Genomic DNA, 19209 nt, shown 5'->3' with positions numbered 1-19209 from the left:
AGTAAAGATGTGGATAAGTCCGGCGTGTCGTTTGATTACCTTAGGTAAGCCTGGCGTGAGAACTGCCCGATCCCGGGTTTGTCCACAGGTGTCGCCGGCTGCCCGGGATCGGCCGGTTAAGCTGTCCGGCGTGGCTGACGCACCGGTGGGGATCTTCGACTCAGGCTTCGGGGGACTCACGGTCGCGCGGGCGGTGCTCGACCAGCTGCCGCACGAGCCGATCCTCTACCTGGGCGACACCGCGCGGCAGCCGTACGGCCCGAAGCCGATCGCCGAGGTGCGCGAGTACGCGCTGGAGTGCCTCGACCACCTCGTCGAGGCCGGCGTCAAGATGCTCGTGATCGCGTGCAACTCCGCCAGCGCCGCGATGCTCCGGGACGCCCGCGAGCGGTACGACGTACCCGTGGTGGAAGTGATCCTGCCCGCGGCCCGGCGTGCTGTCGCAGCGACCCGGAACCAGCGCGTCGGCGTGATCTGCACCCGGGCGACCGCGGCCTCGCTGGCCTACGAGGACGGCTTCGCGGCCGCGCCGCAGGTCGAGCTGTTCACTCGCGCCTGTCCCAGGTTCGTCGACTTCGTCGAGTCCGGCGTGACGTCCGGCCCCGAGCTCCTCGAGGCCGCCCACGAGTACCTCGACCCGCTGGTCGAGGCGGGTGTCGACACCCTGATCCTCGGCTGTACGCACTACCCCTTGCTCACCGGCGTGATCTCCTACGTGATGGGTGACAACGTCACGCTGGTCAGCAGCGCGGAGGAGTGCGCCAAGGACGTGTACGGCGTACTGACCAAGACCGGCCTGCTCCGTCCGGACAACCTGCCCGAGCCGCGGCACCGGTTCGTCACCACGGGCAGCCCGGCCGAGTTCGCCGCGATCGGCTCCCGCTTCCTCGGCCCGGTGCTGTCCGGCGTCGACCAGTTCGCCTGGATCCGCTAGCCCTTCGGCCGTTGTCCACGGCACCAGATCGAGCGTCGACGTGCGCGAAATCACTGCCAGGCAACCGGATCAGCCCTCTCGCGACGCCACCGGTTGCCCTGCGAAGCAGGCAACCCGCCGGTAATGTTCAAGCTATGAAGCTCACCGTGCTCGGCTGCTCCGGGTCCGTCCCCGGGCCGGACTCGGCCGCCTCGAGCTATCTGGTCACCGCCGACGGGTTCAACCTGATCCTGGACCTCGGCAGTGGCGCGCTCGGCTCGCTCCAGCGGCATCTCGCCGTACCGGAGATCGGCGCGATCGGCCTGTCCCACCTGCATCCTGACCACTGTATGGACCTGTGCGGCCTGTACGTCTCGGCCAAGTACTCGCCAGGCGCGCCGATTCCGCGGATCCCGGTCTACGGCCCACCCGGTACGGCGTACCGGATGGCGCTCGCCTACGACCTGCCGCTCGACCCGGGGATGGAGGAGGAGCTGGAGTTCCACACCTGGAAGGACGTACAGCAGATCGGGCCGTTCACGGTGCGCACCGCGTCCATGGTGCACCCGGTGCCGGCGTACGCGATCCGGGTTGAGCACGGCGGCAAAGCGCTCGTCTACACCGGCGACACCGGGCCGAACGAGGCGCTGATCGAGCTCGCCCGCGGCGCCGACCTGCTGCTGTCCGAGGCTGCGCTGCAGGACAACAACCCGCGCAACCCGACCGACCTGCACCTCACCCCCGCTGACGCCGGCGAACAGGCCAAGAAAGCCGGCGTCAAACGCCTCGTCATCACCCACGTCCCACCCTGGTACGACCGCGACACCCAAGCCGAGAACGCCCGCAAGACCTACCCCGGCCCCGTCGAGGTCGCCACCCCGCACGCCGTCTTCGACATCTGAGGAAGTACTGGACAACACCGATTCTGAGATCTACTCTCAAATTAGAGCTGATCTCAGAAGGGGTGTTGTCATGGGTACTGATCCGCGGAGATGGTGGGCGCTGGGGGCGATGTCGGTCAGCCTGCTGGTGGTCGGGCTGGATCTGACCGTGCTGAACGTGGCGTTGCCGACGCTCGCGACCGAGCTCGGGGCGTCGACGAGTCAGCTGCAGTGGTTCGCGAACGCGTACACGCTGGTGCTGGCCGCGCTGTTGCTGCCGGCGGGGTTGCTGGGGGACCGGTTCGGGCAGAAGCGGCTGCTGATGTTCGCGTTGCTGATGTTCGGCGCCGCGTCGGCCGCGTGTGCGTTCTCGTCGACGCCCGGGCAGTTGATCGCGTCCAGGGCTGCGCTCGGGGTCGGGGCGGCGTTCCTGATCCCGCTGTCGATGTCGCTGCTGAACGTGCTGTTCGCGCCGGAGGAGCGGGCGCGGGCGATGACGATCTGGGTGATGGCGAACTCGCTCGGCATCCCGCTCGGGCCGGTGCTCGGTGGGTGGCTGCTGGACAACTACCGCTGGGGATCGGTCTTCCTGATCAACCTGCCGCTCGTCGCGGTCGGCCTGGTGGCGGTGGCAGTGCTGATCCCGGCGGCCCGCGGTCACCGTTCTGGGCGGATCGACGTACTCGGGATCCTGCTGTCGGGGTCGGGGCTCGTCGCACTCACGTACGGGTTCATCGCGGCCGGGGAACGTGGTTGGGGTTCGCTGGTGACGCTGGGATGTATCGCCGGTGGGGTCGCGTTGCTGGCGGCATTCGGGGCGTGGCAGGTGCGGACGAGGGATCCGTTGGTCGACCTTGCGTTGTTCAGGTCGCCGCGGTTCACCTGGGGGACGGTGCTTGCGACGTTGGCGTCGTTCGCCCTGATGGGGTTGCTGTTCCTGCTGCCGCAGCTCTTCCAGGCTGTGCAGGGCGCGGACGCGTTGTCGACCGGTCTGCGGTTGCTGCCGATCATCGGTGGCCTGCTGGTCGGGGCGAAGATCGCCGAACGGATCGTCATCGCGGCCGGGGCGCGGGTCGCCGTCTCCATCGGCTTCGTGCTGATGCTCGCCGGGTTGGCGATGGGTGCCTTGGGCAACATCAATTACGGCTACACGGCGATCTGGGTCAGCCTGGTCGGGCTCAGTATCGGGTTCACGTTGCCGCCGGTGATGGATCTGGCGATCGGTGCGCTGACGGTGGAACGCAGCGGCTCGGGCTCGGCGCTCATCCAGGCGTTGCGTCAGGTCGGCGGGACGATCGGCGTCGCGATCCTCGGCACCGTGCTCAACTCGGCGTACCGGGACCAGCTGGACGTCTCCGGACTGCCTGCCGAAGCCGCGCACGCGGCCCGCGACAGCGCCTCCGGTGCCGTCGCCGTCGCGGCGCAGGCGAACCTGCCGGCCCTGGCCGAGTCGGCGCGCGACGCGTTCGTGCACGGGATGAACGCGACCCTGTGGACGTGCTGCGCGGTCGCCTTCGCCGGACTCGTGCTCGCCCTGGGCTTTCTCCCGCGCCGGCCCGTGTCGCCCGACACCGAGCCGAAGGAAGTTGCCACAATCAGCTCATGACGACCGACAAGCCGACCGGGTTGCGCGAGCGGAAGAAGGCGAAGACCCGGGCGGCCATCCAGGAGCACGCGCTGCGGTTGTTCCGGGAGCAGGGGTACGCCGAGACGACGGTGCAGGAGATCGCGGCCGCGGCGGAGGTGTCGCCGGCCACGTTCTTCCGTTACTTCCCGACCAAGGAGGACACCGTCGTCTTCGACCGGCTCGACCCGGTGATGATCGACCTGTTCCGGTCCCAGCCCGCCGGCCTGAACCCGACCGAGGCCCTGCGCGCCACCCTCCGGGACAGCCTGGCCACGCTGTCCGACGAGGAGTGGCAGCTCGAGTCCGAGCGGCAGCGCCTCGTCCTCCGGGCGCCGGAACTCCGCGCCCGGATGCTCGATCAGTTGTACGCCGGGATCGACTTGCTGGCCGAGTTGGCGGCCGAGCGCGTCCATCGGTCCGCTGACGACTTCGCCGTACGCGCATGGGCCGGTGCCGTCGTCGGCGTCGTGATGGCCACCTACGAGATGACGCCCGACCTATCGCTCAAGGACAGCCTCCGGTTGATGGACCAGGGCTTCGAGCACCTGCAGGCGGGGCTGCCGCTATAGCTCAGTGATCGCGACCGACATGCTCGCGCCGGGGATCGGCATGGACAGCGCCTCGGCCTCGATCGCTTCTCTGGCGCCGGGGGACAGGGGTTTGACGGCTCGTACGTCGACGCTGCCCTTCCGGCGGCCCCAGGTCCCGACGAGTTTGCCGTCCAGCATCAGTCCGTTCGGGTGGAACGTGTCGTGCAGGTGGATGCGCGGCTTCAGTCCCGGCGCGATGAACAAGCCGTGCCGGTCCTGACCGAACAACCGCAGATCCGGCGCCGCGAGGAACCGGACCCCGGTCACCTCCGGTGCGGAGCGCACCGCATCCTCGTCCTCCGTACGAATCCATCCCTGCCGGCCTTCGAGATCGACCGGCATCAACTCGTCCGCCAGCTTGCTCCAGACCTCGGTCGCATCCGGCTTCGACAACCCCGCCCACCACGCGAACGCCTCCACCGTGGTCGGACCGAACGCCTGCACATGCCGTCGGCACAGCTCCAGATGTGCTTCCCAGAAGTCGATCTCAGGCCGCGGAACCTCCCGGACGTACAGTGCGCTCGTCGTCCACCGAAGCGCGAGCCGCCCACTCCCGCACGAACCCCTCAGCTCCGGCCCGCGCCCGCCTCGATGCTCAGCACCCGCCAGATCGCGGCAGATCCGGTCGGCCTTCTCGTCGATCCCCGTGCGCTCGATCGGATCCAACGGCATCCGCCCGATCGTGAAGACCCCGAAGTCGACCTCTGGCAACACGTACACCGCGCACCGCGGACTGTAAGTCTGAATCAGCCCCGGAGCCTCCCAAGCCCCCGGCTCACACCCGGCCACCCGCGCGTGCAACGCCACCAACGCATCCCGAGGCGCCGCGTCCTGCAACCCATACCGAGCCGCCTCCATGTACGCCCCGGCCGGCAAGCGCTCTGCCAGCCGATTCACCCACAGCCGGTAGCGGACGGCGTCCTGGTAACTGATCGAGAGACTCACGCACCAGATTCTGCTGGGCAGAGGGGTGCGTCGCCGGGGTGGAGGTTGAAGTGGGTGGCGGCGGAGGCGTTGCGGATCACGAGTTCCAGGTAGCCGGTGCCGGAGCTGCCGGGGATCAGGCCGGGGGTGTTGCGGGGGACTGCGGTGAGGTGTGGGTAGCAGGTGACGTGGGTGATCGTCGCGGCGCCGGTAGGGGTGCGGTGGGTGATGGGGAGGGTTGCGCCGAGGGCGAACCCGGCGTCGACGGGGAGGCAGTCGAACTTGCAGTTGCCGAAGTTGTCGATGACGCTGACGGTCGGCGGCTCCTCCGGAGTCACGGGTACGGCGGTTGGCGTGGAGGCGACCGGGCGGTCGTCGGCGACCCACTTGGCGAGCAGCGGCAGGTACCAGAGGCTGCGGAACTGGGTGTCCGCGATGCTGTCCACGTCGGCAGGCGTGAGGTTCGTCCAGGATGCCGAGGCCAGTACCTCGCGGATGTCCGTCACGAACACCTTGTCGATGTCGAGCTCCCGCCGTACCAGGGCCAAGGCCCGTGGGTTGAAGGTGCTCGCGACCAGGTGCTCGCCGAACCAGAAGTAGCAGAACGGCACGCCGTTCGGCCAAGCGCCGTCGCGGGGCGCGATGTTGAGCAGGGTGATGGTGGGATGGCCGTCCTCACCGAGGGACTGCGTCGATCTCAGACAGTCCAGCAGGGTCAAGGCCGCGAAGGCCTCCGGGTCGGGGCCGTCGGCGGCCACGATGGTCGGCGACTGGCCGAACAGGGCGCCGATGCGGGTGCTCAGCCGGGCCCGGGCGTTCCCGTCGGAACAGTCCGTGAGGTAGGTGATCGGGTACATGATTCTCCATTGACGTTTGCAGCCGGAAGGAAAAGAGAGAGGCCCCCGACGCGTCGGGGGCCTCTCTCGCTGCAAGCATCAGTGCGTGCGCCGCTAGAGTCCTCCGCATCGAGGGCTCAGCATTCGCATGGCGGCGTACACAGTCACGATCGCGATGGTAGCACTACCGCTTCTGCCCGCCGTCGAAATATGAGACGACGGCCGGGTCCAGGGCCGGGATGTCGATCGGGGTGCCGTTCTCGCGCAGGGACGTGGTTGCGGCGTACCCGGCGGCGACCGCGGCGCGGGCTGCGATCGGGGACGTGAGCGTCGCGCCGCCCTCGCGGACGAACCGGATGTACTCGTCGACCAGCCGCGGGTCGGCCCCCGCGTGACCTCCGTCGGCGTCCGGGATGTCGACCACCAGGTCGGCGTCGTCGCGGTACTCGGACCGCCTGCTGTTCCACACCTTCACCACGCCGCCCGGGCTGTCGCCGAAGTTCTCCAGCCGGCCCTCGGTGCCGATCACGGTGTAGTTGCGCCAGTAGTCCGGCGTGTAGTGGCACTGCTGGTAGGTGAGGTAGACCCCGTTGTCCAGCAGGAGGTTCGCCATCGACAGGTCCTCGACGTCCATCACCGGCGCCATCCCCCGCTGCGACAACGGCGGCCAGTTGGATTCGGACACGAAGTCGGCGAACCGCTGCCCGGACCGGTCGAGTCGATCCTCGATCCCGCCGTACAGAGTCAGCGCGCCCATCGCGTTCACCCGGGTCGTGTAGCCACCGGCGAGCCAGTGCATCACGTCGATGTCGTGGGCGCCCTTCTGCAACAGCAGGCTGGTCGTACGGCGCCGGTCCGCATGCCAGTCCTTGAAGTAGAAGTCGCCACCGTGGCCGACGAAGTGCCGGCACCAGATCGCCTTCACCTCGCCGATCGCACCGGACTGGATCAGGTCGCGCATCGTCAGTACGACGGGCATGTGCCGCATGTTGTGGCCGACGTACAGGCGGGAGCCGCTCTCGTAGGCCGCCTGCAGTACGCGGTCGCACCCGGAGGTCGTGATCGCCAGCGGCTTCTCCACGAACACCGCGACACCGGCTCGGAGGAAGTCGATCGCCGGGTCCTCGTGCAGGTCGTCCGGCGTGGTCAGGAAGACCCCGTCGAGCTTCTGGTCCAGCAGTTCGCTGTGGTCGGCGTGCGTGGTGGCTTCCGGGTACTGCGCCTGCGCGGCCTCCCGCTGCGCGGCGGCCGGGTCGGCGAGCGCCACGACCTCGGACCCTTCGCCGTGGCGGTGGGCGTATTGCGCGATGCGGCTGCGGGCGCCGAGACCCACCACACCGAACCGAAGATCAGTCATAACCAGGCAACTCCTGCACATAGTTGTTTGCAGCACCCTAACTCCGAGCACTTCCGTCCTTCAATCACCCTTCCTCCCACTGGAATTGCCCCAGTCGTCATCCGGGCAACACCAGCGGCTCGACCGGTGACCTCACCATGACGGAATGTGAGCCTCCACTACGTGGCACTGGGGGACTCGACCACCGTGGGTGTCGGGGACCCGATGAACGGCAGTAGCACGACCGACCTTGCCGGTGCCGGCGCTCGACCGGGCGAAGGGTGGCGGGGCTGGGCCTCGCTGCTCGCCGACGCCCTGGCCAGCTCCCACCGTGTGACGTTCTCCAACTTCGCGACCAGCGGCGCCACCGCGTCCGCCGTCGCGACCGACCAACTGCCCGACGCGGTGTCGACCGAGCTTCCGATCGACATCGCCTCCCTGATCGTCGGGGTCAACGACACCCTGCGTTCCACCTTCGACCCCGGCCGGATCCGCGATTGCCTGCAGTTGTGCGCCGAGCAGCTGACCGCGCGCGGCGCGCTGCTGCTCACCGTCCGGTTCCACGACCACGGCCAGGTGTTCGGGCTGCCAGCCTGGCTTCGCCGGCCACTGTGGCAGCGGATCGAGCAGGTCAACCTCGCGTACGACGACCTGCACGCCAGGCACGGCGGGATCCGGCTGGACATGGCCAACTACCCGGAGGTGTACCGCCGGGACTTCTGGAGCGTCGACCGGCTGCACCCCGGGGAACGCGGTCACCGCCGGCTGGCCCGCGGGTTCGCCGACGAACTCGCCCGGCGTGGTCTGCGGATCGACGTACCGCCGGAGCTGGACTGTGCCTATCGGCCGCCGAGTCGGTGGGCGGACGCGGTCTGGATGGTCCGCGAAGGGGTGCCGTGGCTCGGCCGCCGGGCCGGCGATCTGACCCCTTGGGCAGCCCGGATGGCGGTCAGTCAGCTGAAGCCGGCCACCAATGCGGAGGTGCAGCGCGTGGAGGCATAGGGTCGGGGGCATGGCGCGTATTGATGGACGTACTGCCGACCAGCTTCGGCCCGTGACGCTGACCCGGAAGTGGCTCGACCACGCGGAGGGCTCGGTGCTGGTCGAGTTCGGCCGTACCCGGGTGCTGTGCGCGGCGAGCGTGACCGAGGGTGTGCCGCGCTGGCGGAAGGGCTCCGGGCTGGGCTGGGTCAGCGCGGAGTACGCGATGCTGCCCCGGTCGACGAACACCCGCTCGGACCGGGAGTCGGTGAAGGGCCGGATCGGTGGCCGCACGCACGAGATCTCCCGGCTGATCGGGCGTTCGCTGCGGGCCGTGATCGACTACAAGGCGCTCGGCGAGAACACCATCCTGCTCGACTGCGACGTACTGCAGGCCGACGGCGGCACCCGGACCGCGGCGATCACCGGCGCGTACGTCGCCCTGGCCGACGCGGTGTCGTTCCTGCGTGACCGCAAGCTGCTCAAGTCCGAGCCGCTGACCGGCTCGGTGTCCGCGGTCTCGGTCGGCATCATCGACGGCGCGCCGATGCTCGACCTGTGCTACGAGGAGGACGTCCGGGCCGAGACCGACATGAATCTCGTGATGACCGGCGACGGCAGATTCATCGAGGTCCAGGGCACCGCCGAGGGTGCGCCGTTCGACCGCTCCGAGCTGGACAGCCTGCTCGAACTCGGTACGGCGGGATGCGCCGAGCTCACCAAGCTGCAGCAGGAGGCGCTCGCGTGAGCCGTATTTTGCTTGCCTCCAACAACAAGAAGAAGCTCGAGGAACTGCGCCGGATCCTGACCCCGATCGTGCCGGGGATCGAGGTGCTCGGGCTGGGCGACGTACCGCCGTACGACGAACCCGCCGAGACCGAGCCGACGTTCGAGGGGAACGCGCTGCTGAAGGCGCACGCCGCGATGAAGGCGACCGGGTTGCCGTCGATCGCGGACGACAGCGGGATCTGTGTCGACGCGCTGAACGGGATGCCTGGCGTGCTGTCCGCGCGCTGGTCCGGGCCGGCGAAGGACAACCACGCGAACAACGTGCTGCTGCTCGGGCAGCTCGAGGACGTCCCGGACGAGCGCCGCGGGGCGTCGTTCGTCGCCGCTGTCGCGTTCGTCCGGCCGGATTCCGAGGACGAGATCGTGATCGGCGAGATGCGCGGCCACGTGATCCGGGAGCTGCGCGGCACCGGCGGGTTCGGGTACGACGTCCTGTTCGCCGCCGACGGGTACGACCGGACCACGGCCGAGCTGTCGATCGAGGAGAAGGACGCGATCAGCCACCGGGGCAGGGCGTTGCGCGCCCTCGCCCCAATCGTCGCGAAGGCGCTGGGAGGGTAGTCATGCTTTTCGCCGGATCGGATCGGGACGGTGTTGCGGACGGCAAGATCACCACGGCGTACCGGCGCTGGGCCGAGGCGCGTGTGGTCGAGGGGCGGATCTACCGCACCAACGCCGGCCGGATCGAGATCGACAGTGTCCGGGAGGTCAACCCGGACCTGATCGCAGACACCGACGCCGACGTCGCGGCCGCGGATCGCCGCAACGCCAAGGACGTCCGCCGCCGGCTCCGCGGCAACGAGGACTGGCCCACGTTCCTGATCAAGTTCCACCTGGTCGAGGGCCCCGACCCGCGCGAACAGCTCGCCGCCCAGTCCACCCTCACCGCCGCGGACCTCGAGGACCTGACGTCACGCCTGGACAAGTTCGACGCACTCAGCCACCACGGTCCCTGGACTGTCGCGACACTCCGCTTGATCCAGGCCAAGCCGGCCACCCGAGCCGCGGACCTCGCCACCGAGCTAGGCCGCGAGACCGCTCCCTTCAAACTCGACGTCCGCAAACTCAAGAACCTCGGCCTCACCCACAGCCTCGAAGTCGGCTACGAACTCAGCCCCCGCGGCACGGCGTACCTGGAGTCGCGCAGATCTGAGGGGTAGGGGGCGGTTTCTGAGGGGTTGGTTCCGATGTGGGGGTGGGGGCTGGAATCCGATCGTGAGATCGAGCGGCGAATCCGCCGCCGGTCTCACAGGAGGAATCATGAACCGCAGGTGGTCAGCCCTCGCACTGTCCGCAACCGCAGTGGGCGCGTTCGCGTTCACTGCCACCGAAGCCGCCGCCGACCCGCATCCGGACCGGGAGTTCACCGTCGTCAAGACGGATCCGCCCGCCTGGCCTGACGAAGGCACCGGATTCCCGGGCGACGGCGACAAAGTCCCCGAGTACAGCTACCCGAACTACGACCCGAAGTACGAGCCGCAGGTCCGCGACGCGAGGTACGGAGTGACGCCGGTGCAGGCTGCGTCCGCCGCTGCCAAGGTGAGCAAGTCCGACGCCGGGGAGACCGCGCTGCAGATGGGCGCCTCCGCGCTCGGCGCCGCCGGACTCTGCTTCGGTGGGATGTGGCTGGTCCGGCGTCATCACCGTCCGGCGACATAGGGCGTTTCAGAGGAGGGGGACCAGCTGTCCGGCGGGCCTGCGCGCCGGACAGCTGGTACAGACAGGCCAGGCCGGTGAGCGCAGACTGAACCCTGTGGGAGGGGGAACAACCGGCCTTGCGGGTCGAGTCGCGGAGACGGCGATCCTCGCCGCGGCGATCCGGGGAGCGGCCGACGGTCGGCCGTGTGCGGTGTTCGTGCACGGTGAGGCCGGTGTGGGCAAGACCCGCCTGGTCCAGGCGGTGTGTGCCGAGGCTGCAGACAGCGGCATGGCCGTCTTGTGGGGGCGCTGTGTCCGCTTCGGCGCAGTCGACTCGCCGTACGGTCCTCTGGTCGCAGCACTGGAGGGTTGGGTCGAGTCGGCCGAGCCCAGTGACGTGGCCGAGGTCCTCAAGGCTGTCCCGGCCGCAGGGGAGTTGTTGCCGTCACTCGGTGGATACGCCGACGACCGTGAGGTCCGACTGCTGTCCGTGGTCGATGCAATGGTCGTCGCGATCGCCACGCGCCGGCCGGCCATTCTGGTCGTGGACGACGTGCAGTGGGCCGATCCGGCGTCCCGCGACGCACTCGCCTATCTGGTCGCGGGATTCCGCCGGCAGCGGCTGGGAGTCCTGACGACGTGTCGGGACGAGGAGCTCGGCACCGGTCATCCGATCCACAGCTGGCTGGCGGATCTACGCCGGCTGCCGGCGGTGAGCGTCGTACGGCTGGACCGGCTGAGCTGGGACGAGACCGAGCAGCAGGTCGCGATGTTGCTCGGCGGTCGTCCACATCATCACCTGGTGGACGACGTCGTACGACGGTCCGACGGCAACCCGTATCTCAGCGAGCTACTCCTCGAGGGAGTCCCGGTGACCGCCGACGAACTGCCCGCCGGACTGCCGGCCGAGCTGAGCGGAGCGTTGCTCGCCGCCTGGCACCGGCTCCCGGCGACGGCGCGTGAGGTCATGCGGCTGCTGGCGGTCGCGGGCCGGCCGACCTCGATCGATGACCTCCGGGAAGTCGCTTCGGCGCACGGCATCGGTCCCGGCGCCGTGACCAGCGCCCTGGCCGAGGCGACGAACACCGGGATCACCGTGGCACAGGGCGCGGGCGTGTGCTGGTTCCGGCACTCGCTGCTGGCCGAGGTTCTGTACGCCACCTTCGTCCCCGGTGAGGCGGAGTCCGTGCACGCCGCCTGGGCGAAGACGCTGGCAGCCCGTACGGCGACCGGCCTGGACGAGCTCCAGCGACAGGGCGATCTGGCGCTCCACTACGAGGCCGCAAGTGATCTGGAGGCCTGTTTCGAGGCGTCGCTGCGAGCGGCCGACCTTGCGAGCGGGATCAAGGCGCGGCGCGAGGAGGCGGGCCATCTGCGTCGTGCGGCGCGTCTCTGGCCGACGGTCCACGGCGGCGACGTTGACGAAGAGGTGCGGCTGCTGGAGCGGGTCGCGCGGGCGAACGACCTGGTCGGCGAGGGCGAGGCGAGCTTCCAAGCGTGGAGCCGTGCGCTCGAACTCGTCGACGAGCGGGCAGCGCCACTGCAGGCCTGTCGGCTGCTGAGGCGGTGGGCAGACTCGGCCTTCGCGACGGGCCGGACCCATGGGCGGCCGATCGCCGAGGCGGAGCATGCGGTCGAGCTCAGCCGGGGCTTCCCCGACAGCGCGGAGTACGCCGAGGCACTCGCGTACCTGAGTTGGTGCCAGTGGTGGAACAACGAGCTCGAACTGTCCGCGACGTACGCCGAGGAAGCAGTGCAAGCCGCTGAGCGGTCGGGCGCGAAGGCGGCCCTCAGCCTCGCGTACGCCGCCCGCGGGAATGCCGACAGCCATGGGGAGCGCGCGGACCAGGACACCGCCACCGGCCTGGGGTTCGCCGAGGAGACCGGCGACCCGGAACTGATCTGGCGGATGCTCGTGATCCGCCAGAACTTCCTCAGCCGGCGCGGCCGGGTGACCGAATGCATCGACCCCACTCAGCGGTTCCTCTCGTTCGCCCTCAACGTCGGCGCGCAGTCGGTCGCGGTCTTCGCCGCCGGGCTGCTGTCCCATCACCTGCTGATGTTCGGGCGATTGCAGGAAAGCGCGGAGGTCATCCGCGAAGGCCTCTCCCTGACCGGTCTGCCGAACGCGGCCGCGATGGTACGCCTGAGTGCGGCTTCGTTGGCAGTGCGGCAAGGAGACACGGACGCGGCAGGCCTGCACCTCGAGCGGGCGCAAGAACTGCTCCCGGGAATCGAGAGCCGGGACGGCCTGTTCTCGCAGCCGGTCCTGGCGGAGTACCTGCTTGCCACCGGTCGAGCCGAAGCTGCCCTCGACCTGTTGTCGCGAACGATCGGCGTTCCGAACGTCGATACCCGCGACGCCGACGAACTGCTGGTGTGGGGAGCACGCGCAGCGGCCGCGCTGATGGAGGCTGCGAGGGACCGGCAGGACAGCGACGCCATGCAGACGACCCGGGCTGCCTTCGACGACCTCCGCGCCGCGCGCCGGACGATGCAGCCGGCGCCCTTCGAACCCGGCGGACCCGCTGACCTGATCCAGCCGGCTATGCAGGCGTTGTTCGCGGCGTTCGAGTCGTCCACTTCGGCTGCCTGGGAGGACGCCGTACGGCGGTCTGCCGACGCGGGACTGCGTTGGGACGAGGCTGTTGCCTCAGCGCGGTGGGCACAGGCTCTGCTCGACGAAGGGGCCGCCCGGTCCGTCGTCGCCGTACCGCTGCGGTCTGCGCACCGGTTTGCGAGCGAGGTCGGTGCGCAGCCGTTGCTCAACCAGGTCGAGGCTCTGGCGGCTCTTGGCGGCGTCCCGCTGCAGGAGCCGGCTCAGCCTGTGCCGGACGAGGCACCGGAACGCCTGCGTTCGTTGACGAAGCGAGAGCGCGAGGTGCTCGCGTACCTGGTGGCCGGGCGGACGTACGCCGAGATCGCGCAGGCGCTGTTCATCAGCGAGAAGACGGTCAGCGTGCACGTGTCCAACCTGCTGCACAAGACCGGTACGTCGTCTCGCCGCGAGGTAGCCGCGCTCGCGATCCGCCTCGGCCACTCACCAGCTGACTAGCCGCCGTCCTCCAGTCGGCCGAGCGCGCGGCGGGCGGTGCGGTCGGCGGACGACGGTCGGCCGACGGCTGCGCCGTACAGCACGCGCTCGGACCCGAGCTGCAGCAGCCCAGACAGTTCGTCGTCGAGGAAGCCGCCGAGGTTGACCACTCCGAGGTCGAGGCCGGTCGCTGCGAGTACGACGTTCTGCGCGACATGCCCTGCTTCCAGTAGCGCGTACCGGGACCCGCGGTCGCCGTACTTGTCCGTCGAGCGCGCGGACAGCACCAGTACGACGGCAGCCTCGGCCGCCCACGGCTGGTCCAAGAACAGCCGGCTGACCAGTGCCGGCGGCACCGCGCCTTCGCTGACTTGCTCCAGGCCGTCCGCGAGCGGGACGTAGTGGTAGATGCCAGCAGGCAGGTCGTCCACGCAGCGCACGATCACGCTGAGTTCGAGTGGGTAGAGCCCGCCGCCGGACGGCACCACTCGATCGACGACATAGAGCGGCCCGTCGTCGGTCACTCCGGTGCTCCCGTACCCGACCCGTAGCAGCGTGGCCAGCTCCGGGAAGCCGATCGGACGGTCCTGGAACGCGCGGCAGGACACGCGGTTGCGGACCAGGTCCGCCAGCGGCATGTCGAGCTTCAGGCCCGTCGGCAGCGGGATCCACGGGGCCGTCGGATCCTCTCGTCCTGGGGTCGGAAAGTCGGGCATCTCAGGCCAGTGGGTGTGGGGCGAGGTTCAGCTCGTCCAAGCGGGCCGGTGCCGGTCGCAGGCCGAGCCGGGCCGGCAGCTCCAGCAAGCGGGATCCGCCGAGCCGTGCCTGGTTCGCGCCGAACCAGATCGGCACGAAGCCCGGCACCAGCCCGCGCACCACGCGGACACCGACAGCCTCGACATCAGGCGGCGTGACGTCCACCGCAAGCACGTCCGGCGCGACCGCAGCCAGCGATTGGACCAACGCCGTCAGGCTTTCGTCGTCCGGGGACGTGTCCGGCCACGGCATCCGCGGGTTGTCCCAGAGGAACCGCAGTCCGTCAACGGCGGCCGGGGCGGCGTACAGCAGGTCATGATCGTCCAGCGTCGCGACCTTGCCCGGTACGGCGGCCAACTCCGCCATCCGAGCCCGGACAGCGGGCAGCCGGAGCCGACTGCGCAGCAGAGGGCGAACCTGCGCCACCTCCAGCACCGCAGACCGCGCAGCAGCCACTGGGTCCATGGCGGCAGCGGTCCCGATCACCGCAGCCGGTGCCCGGTCGGACCACGCGACAGCGAGTACGGCGGTGGCCGTCGTATCGGTCGGGAGCAGATGCACCGTCAGCTCGACGCCACGCCGCGCATGCGTCGAGGCGATCCCTTGCACGACCTCGTCGGGCACGTCCGCCGCAGCCACGCACCGGCCGGGCAGCCGATGCGTCCAGGCGATCGCGAACGCGTCCCGCTCGACCACCTCCAGCAGCGCCCGCAGTGTGGCGCTGTCCCGGTCCAGTCCGGCTGCGAACCCATTCGACGTGGCCGGGAACAGCGCGGCCGGTGACCGGTAGGCCAGATGCGTTGCCAGTAAGGGGATCCAGACCTCCTGACCGGTCACCAGCGACTGCGCGGGCACCCACTCCAACTCGGTCTCCGGTCGCCAGGGCTCGTAGGGCAGGTCGTCGTACTGGTGATCGGCGAACAGCACCAGGTCCCGCGGATGCAGGCCGGGCCGGTCCAGTCCGTCGTACGTCGAGGTGAGCCTGCGCTCGGGTTGCCAGGTCATCGCGGCGTACCGCTCGAGGGCCTCGCCGATCGCGGTGTCACGCGCCGCCCGCCGGGTCCAGCCCTTGCCCGTGCAGGAGATGAACGCGTCGCGGCTCGTGCGGAAGTGGGCGTTCGCCAGCTCGGCACGTACGACGTAAGGCCGCTCCGGCTCGTCGACGTCCTTCGGCATCAGCTCCAGCACCCGGACGACACCGCACAGCCGATCGACCGTGCGGCGTTCGACGTCGTCCATGTCGATGGAGACCGCAGTCGGTGGTTGGCGGCTCTTTGCACACGCTGGACAGTCCGGACGCGGCAGCACCGGATGCAACTGCTCGACGCCAGTCCCTGCATCGAGGGCCAGCACACCATCGGAGAGCTCCGCCCGAGTGACCATCTCCAGCAGCGCGGGCAGCACCGCCTGAGCCGCATCCGGTGATCGGCGGGCGTCAAGCTCTTCCTCGACCGCCATCGCCGCCGCGAAGTCCTGCTCGCACGCGAGCGCCCGCATCCGCCAGCACAAGTAGCACGGCCCCTCGCCCGGCAGCACCAGCGGACCGACAGTCGCCTGGGGTCCCCGTACGGCGACATGCAGCGTCGGCACGGCCAGGCGCAGCCCGGTCGTGTTGACCCAGGAGTGCAGCACCGGAAACGCACCGTCGTCGGCAGCGATCACGAGATCGGCGCCGGTCATCACCGCCGGCAACTCCTCGCGCTGCTCCGGGTACGGCGCTCGCACCCAACGGGCAGACGGGATCGCCGACCCGGCCAGGGCCGCAGTGAGCTCCGGATGGCCGACCAGGACGCGCATCCCGGGCAGCCGCCCCGTCATTCGCCGAGGTTCGCGAAGCGCTGGACCGCGCCGGCGTCGTGCTCGCCGAGCGTGCCCACCTCCCCGGGCGTCTCGAAGATGCCCATCATGGCGCAGCGCAACCCACCCAGGTGGGCCGCCGAACCGAGCCCGGAATCGCTGTCGGCGGCGAGGATGTCGCGGACCTTGACGTAGGCCTGCCACTCCTGGTCGGACACCGTGTCCAGCTTCTCCTTCATGGTCTGGAACCGGCGCTTCAGGTCTTCCAACTCCTGGACGGCCATCGTTCCCCCTCCCGTCGTCCCAGTCGCAGTATCGACCGGGGTCCGACGGAAGCTCAAGGTGCCAGAGGCGGGATTTGAACCCGCACGCCCGGGGGCACCGGCACCTAAAGCCGGCGTGTCTGCCGTTCCACCACTCTGGCCGGGGGAGTCGCCTCCCCTTCGGAGGACATCCTAGGGGAGGCGGCTCGGGGTCGCGGTCAGCGGCTTTGCAAGGCGTCGATGAAGACCTGGCGCAGGTCGCCGGGGTTGCGGGCGACGTAGCTCTGGCCGTTGGTGGCCTTGGCCAGCGCGCGGAGCTCGTCGGCGTTCGCCTCCGGCCCCATGCCGAGGGCGATGATCCGGACCGGGCGGGCCGGGTCGGTCAGGCTCTCGAGGGTCTTCACGGTCTGCTCCAGGGTGGGGCTGCCCGGGTCGTCGTTCTTGCCGTCGGTGAACAGCAGGATCGAGTTGACCGCGCTGGAGTCGTACTGCTGACGGACTGCCCGGACCGCGGCGATCGCGGTGTCGTACAGGCCGGTGCTGCCGTTCGGGATCGGGCGCTGGATCTTCAGGTTGTCGAGGATCTTCTTGCGCTGCCGGTCCGACAGCGGCGCGATCGGGACCAGCTCCTTGTAGTCGGCGTCGTCTGGGCCGATCTTGGTGGAGAACGTCCACAGGCCGAGCGAGGCGCTGTTCGGGAACAGCGACAGACCGCCGCCGGCCGCCTCGATGGTGAGCTGCATCCGGGTCTTGGCGCCGACCTTCTCGCCCATCGAGCCGGAGATGTCGATCACCGCCAGCGAGTGCGTGGACAGTGACAGCCGGGTCCAGTTCAGCAGCGTCTTGTCGATCGTCTCGCCGTTGGGCTTGGGCAGCTGGGTGATGTCGCCGACCCCGCGGCCGCCGCTCAGCGGGCTGAGCTGCGCGTCCCGGAAGCCCGAGTCGTCCCTGGCCTGGCCGGAGCCGTCGGTGAGCAGCTCGGCGGCCAGCGACTTGGCGGCGTCGGTCGCCTGCTGGACGTCGGACTTGGCGGTGATCACGACCGGGTAGTCCAGCACCAGCGTGCCGGTGGACGGCACGATCGCCCGCAGCTGAGCGTCCGGGTGGTCGTCCTGGTACTTGATGAAGGTCTGCTCCGACACCGGTACGACGACCCGGCTGCCGTCCTGGTCCGCCCGGCCCAGTAGGGCGTTCGGGTCGGTGTACGGCTTGGCCATCGAGCCGAGCCGCTGAGCCAGCGGCACGACGACCGTCGCGACCTGGGTGTCGGACGCCGACGTCCGCTGCCGCTCCGACTGGACGGCGAGCAGGGACAGCGCGCCGGGCGACGTGCTCAGCGGGTCCAGCAGGGCCGGGTCGGCGCCGCCGAGCGCACGCAGCCAGGACGAGGTGTCGGCGAAGTTGGTGTTCCGGCCGACCAGCACCAGCGGTGAGGAGGCGACGGACGGTACGGCGACGGACGGCACGCTCTGGCCGTCGTCGGCCTGGGCCACCCAGAGCGAGGAGTCCGGGATCCACAGGTCGGGACGGTTGTCGCGGTTGCCGGCGATGTCCTGGGCGACCTTCGCCGAGGGAGCCGCGCTGATGGTGAACTGCAGGCACGGAGTTCCGTCGTCACCGCCCTTGCCGGCCAGCGACTTGGCCGCCGACTCCAGCGCGGGCTGCAACTCGGGCGTGGTGCTGAGCGAGATCTGCGCCGGATCGTCGCACGACTGGCCGCCGCCGCTCAGGAAGCCGTCGGCTCCCGACTCGGATCCGAAGGACCGGACCACGAACACGGCGCCCAGCGAGATCACCAGAAGCCCGACCGCGGTGATGTACACCGATCGACGGTTGTTGTTACTTCGCGTCACCGCAGAGGAATGTTTTCCCATCGCGGCAGGTCCCTCCCTCCCAGAGGCTGACTGCGCGCGCAGAGTACCCGGTTTCGGCTGGTCACGGCGAAGATCGCCGTGGTTCCGGACACACCCGGGGAGGGACCGCAACCGGACGCGGGCGGGTGCGGGAGTACCGGTCTTTCACAGGAACGCTGGAAAATGCACCGAAAGTAGCGTCGCGGCTGCGATCCGCTGAGATCGGCCTGTGATCCAAATCACACTGGATCGGCCACTCAAACGACCGTTCCATGGACCAGTCGCGTGAAACGGTCGAGGGTTTCCCTCCGCGGGACCCCGCGCAGGGTGCCCGAGGACGGTGACTCAGAGGCCCAGATCGCGGCGCAGCTTGGCGACGTGGCCGGTCGCCTTGACGTTGTACTGCGCCACCGCGATCTTCCCGTCCGGGTCGACGACGAAGGTGGAGCGGATCACTCCGGTGACCTTCTTGCCGTACATGGTCTTCTCGCCGAACGCGCCGTACGCGGTCAGCACCTGCTTGTCCGGGTCGCTCAGCAGCGGGAACGTCACCGCGTCCCGCTCGCGGAACTTGGCCAGCTTCGCCGGCTTGTCCGGTGAGATGCCGAGGACGGCGTACCCGGCGGCCTGCAGCGAGTCGAGCGAGTCGCGGAAGTCGCACGCCTGCTTGGTGCAGCCCGGGGTCATCGCGGCCGGGTAGAAGTACACGATCACGTTCTTGCCGCGCAGGCCGGCCAGCGAGACCTCGTTGCCGTCGGCATCCGGCAGGGTGAACTCGGGTGCGGTGTCGCCGACGGACAGTCGTTCGGACATCAGGGGCCTCCACGAAGCAGATCGAGTGACTGTGCGCAATGTTACGTGCGGGATAACTGGAGAGCGTTCCGGGTGCGAGCGCGGCGTCCGTGGGTGAAGATGCGCAGATGAGCCGCGCAACCACCCGCCCCGCGGGCCCCCAGTTGTTCGACGGGTACCTCGACCCGCGGCGCCCGCA

At 69.5% G+C, this 19209-nt stretch carries 18 protein-coding genes and 1 tRNA gene; 10 read left to right on the top strand and 9 right to left on the bottom strand.

The genetic code is table 11. From position 1 onward, the window contains the following. The first annotated feature begins 130 nt into the window (after positions 1-130). The 4 genes from murI to ACIBL3_RS11060 all read left to right on the top strand — a co-directional run bounded on the left by murI (position 131) and on the right by ACIBL3_RS11060 (position 3990). A complete protein-coding gene (gene murI, locus ACIBL3_RS11075) occupies positions 131-934 on the top strand; it encodes a glutamate racemase (RefSeq protein WP_396353122.1) in 804 nt (267 codons plus the stop codon). 134 nt (positions 935-1068) lie between these two features. Next, positions 1069-1815: an MBL fold metallo-hydrolase gene (locus ACIBL3_RS11070; RefSeq protein ID WP_396353121.1), complete on the top strand. Its 747-nt coding sequence runs from the start codon at positions 1069-1071 to the stop codon at positions 1813-1815. Between the two features lie 70 nt (positions 1816-1885). Further along, positions 1886-3400, top strand: coding sequence for a DHA2 family efflux MFS transporter permease subunit (locus ACIBL3_RS11065; RefSeq protein WP_396353120.1), 1515 nt, complete (start codon positions 1886-1888; stop codon positions 3398-3400). Beyond that, positions 3397-3990, top strand: a complete 594-nt coding sequence (locus tag ACIBL3_RS11060; RefSeq protein ID WP_396353119.1) for a TetR family transcriptional regulator — start codon at positions 3397-3399, stop codon at positions 3988-3990. Before ACIBL3_RS11065 ends, ACIBL3_RS11060 begins: the two co-directional genes overlap by 4 nt. Here the strand turns inward: ACIBL3_RS11060 and ACIBL3_RS11055 are convergent. From ACIBL3_RS11055 to ACIBL3_RS11045, 3 genes are all read right to left on the bottom strand, one after another. Further along, positions 3985-4956, bottom strand: coding sequence for a DNA glycosylase AlkZ-like family protein (locus ACIBL3_RS11055; RefSeq protein ID WP_396353118.1), 972 nt, complete (start codon positions 4954-4956; stop codon positions 3985-3987). The genes ACIBL3_RS11060 and ACIBL3_RS11055 overlap by 6 nt on opposite strands. Beyond that, on the bottom strand, positions 4953-5792 hold the full coding sequence (locus ACIBL3_RS11050; RefSeq protein ID WP_396353117.1) for a hypothetical protein: 840 nt from the start codon (positions 5790-5792) through the stop codon (positions 4953-4955). The genes ACIBL3_RS11055 and ACIBL3_RS11050 overlap by 4 nt, the downstream gene beginning before the upstream one ends. A 163-nt stretch (positions 5793-5955) precedes the next feature. Continuing rightward, positions 5956-7128 (bottom strand): Gfo/Idh/MocA family protein, encoded by a 1173-nt coding sequence (locus ACIBL3_RS11045; protein WP_396353116.1) that lies wholly within the window; start codon positions 7126-7128, stop codon positions 5956-5958. 162 nt (positions 7129-7290) lie between these two features. Between ACIBL3_RS11045 and ACIBL3_RS11040 the strand changes: the two genes are divergently transcribed. The 6 genes from ACIBL3_RS11040 (at position 7291) to ACIBL3_RS11015 (ending at position 13570) form a co-directional block, all read left to right on the top strand. Further along, the gene (locus tag ACIBL3_RS11040) at positions 7291-8109 is read left to right on the top strand and encodes an SGNH/GDSL hydrolase family protein (protein WP_396353115.1); all 819 of its coding nucleotides are present in this window, start codon (positions 7291-7293) and stop codon (positions 8107-8109) included. A 10-nt stretch (positions 8110-8119) separates the two neighbouring features. Continuing rightward, the gene (gene rph / locus ACIBL3_RS11035) at positions 8120-8836 is read left to right on the top strand and encodes a ribonuclease PH (protein ID WP_396353114.1); all 717 of its coding nucleotides are present in this window, start codon (positions 8120-8122) and stop codon (positions 8834-8836) included. Next, positions 8833-9438 (top strand): RdgB/HAM1 family non-canonical purine NTP pyrophosphatase, encoded by a 606-nt coding sequence (gene rdgB / locus ACIBL3_RS11030; protein ID WP_396353113.1) that lies wholly within the window; start codon positions 8833-8835, stop codon positions 9436-9438. Before rph ends, rdgB begins: the two co-directional genes overlap by 4 nt. 2 nt (positions 9439-9440) lie before the next feature. Continuing rightward, a complete protein-coding gene (locus ACIBL3_RS11025) occupies positions 9441-10037 on the top strand; it encodes a hypothetical protein (RefSeq protein ID WP_396353112.1) in 597 nt (198 codons plus the stop codon). A 100-nt stretch (positions 10038-10137) separates the two neighbouring features. Beyond that, entirely contained in the window at positions 10138-10536 is a 399-nt protein-coding gene (locus tag ACIBL3_RS11020) for a hypothetical protein (protein WP_396353111.1), read from the top strand. A 94-nt stretch (positions 10537-10630) separates the two neighbouring features. Beyond that, a complete protein-coding gene (locus tag ACIBL3_RS11015) occupies positions 10631-13570 on the top strand; it encodes an AAA family ATPase (RefSeq protein ID WP_396353110.1) in 2940 nt (979 codons plus the stop codon). On the opposite strand, the gene ACIBL3_RS11010 is transcribed toward ACIBL3_RS11015, so the two are convergent. The 6 genes from ACIBL3_RS11010 to bcp all read right to left on the bottom strand — a co-directional run bounded on the left by ACIBL3_RS11010 (position 13567) and on the right by bcp (position 19031). Continuing rightward, a complete protein-coding gene (locus tag ACIBL3_RS11010) occupies positions 13567-14265 on the bottom strand; it encodes a SagB/ThcOx family dehydrogenase (protein ID WP_396353109.1) in 699 nt (232 codons plus the stop codon). The two genes, ACIBL3_RS11015 and ACIBL3_RS11010, sit on opposite strands and share 4 nt — an antisense overlap. 1 nt (position 14266) lies before the next feature. Further along, positions 14267-16123 carry a TOMM precursor leader peptide-binding protein gene (locus ACIBL3_RS11005; RefSeq protein WP_396353108.1) on the bottom strand — a complete coding sequence of 619 codons (1857 nt, stop codon included), beginning with the start codon at positions 16121-16123 and terminating at the stop codon, positions 14267-14269. Next, entirely contained in the window at positions 16120-16386 is a 267-nt protein-coding gene (locus ACIBL3_RS11000) for a hypothetical protein (protein WP_396353107.1), read from the bottom strand. Before ACIBL3_RS11000 ends, ACIBL3_RS11005 begins: the two co-directional genes overlap by 4 nt. A gap of 59 nt (positions 16387-16445) precedes the next feature. After that, positions 16446-16526: transfer RNA gene (locus ACIBL3_RS10995), tRNA-Leu, on the bottom strand. A 57-nt stretch (positions 16527-16583) separates the two neighbouring features. Next, a complete protein-coding gene (locus ACIBL3_RS10990; RefSeq protein WP_396353106.1) occupies positions 16584-18188 on the bottom strand; it encodes a substrate-binding domain-containing protein in 1605 nt (534 codons plus the stop codon). Between the two features lie 375 nt (positions 18189-18563). Then, on the bottom strand, positions 18564-19031 hold the full coding sequence (gene bcp / locus ACIBL3_RS10985) for a thioredoxin-dependent thiol peroxidase (protein ID WP_396353105.1): 468 nt from the start codon (positions 19029-19031) through the stop codon (positions 18564-18566). Positions 19032-19209 lie beyond the last annotated feature (178 nt).

The sequence above is a fragment of the Kribbella sp. NPDC050124 genome, from assembly GCF_044460355.1.
Taxonomy (GTDB): domain Bacteria; phylum Actinomycetota; class Actinomycetes; order Propionibacteriales; family Kribbellaceae; genus Kribbella.
This window is presented reverse-complemented; position numbering and strand designations above follow the sequence as displayed.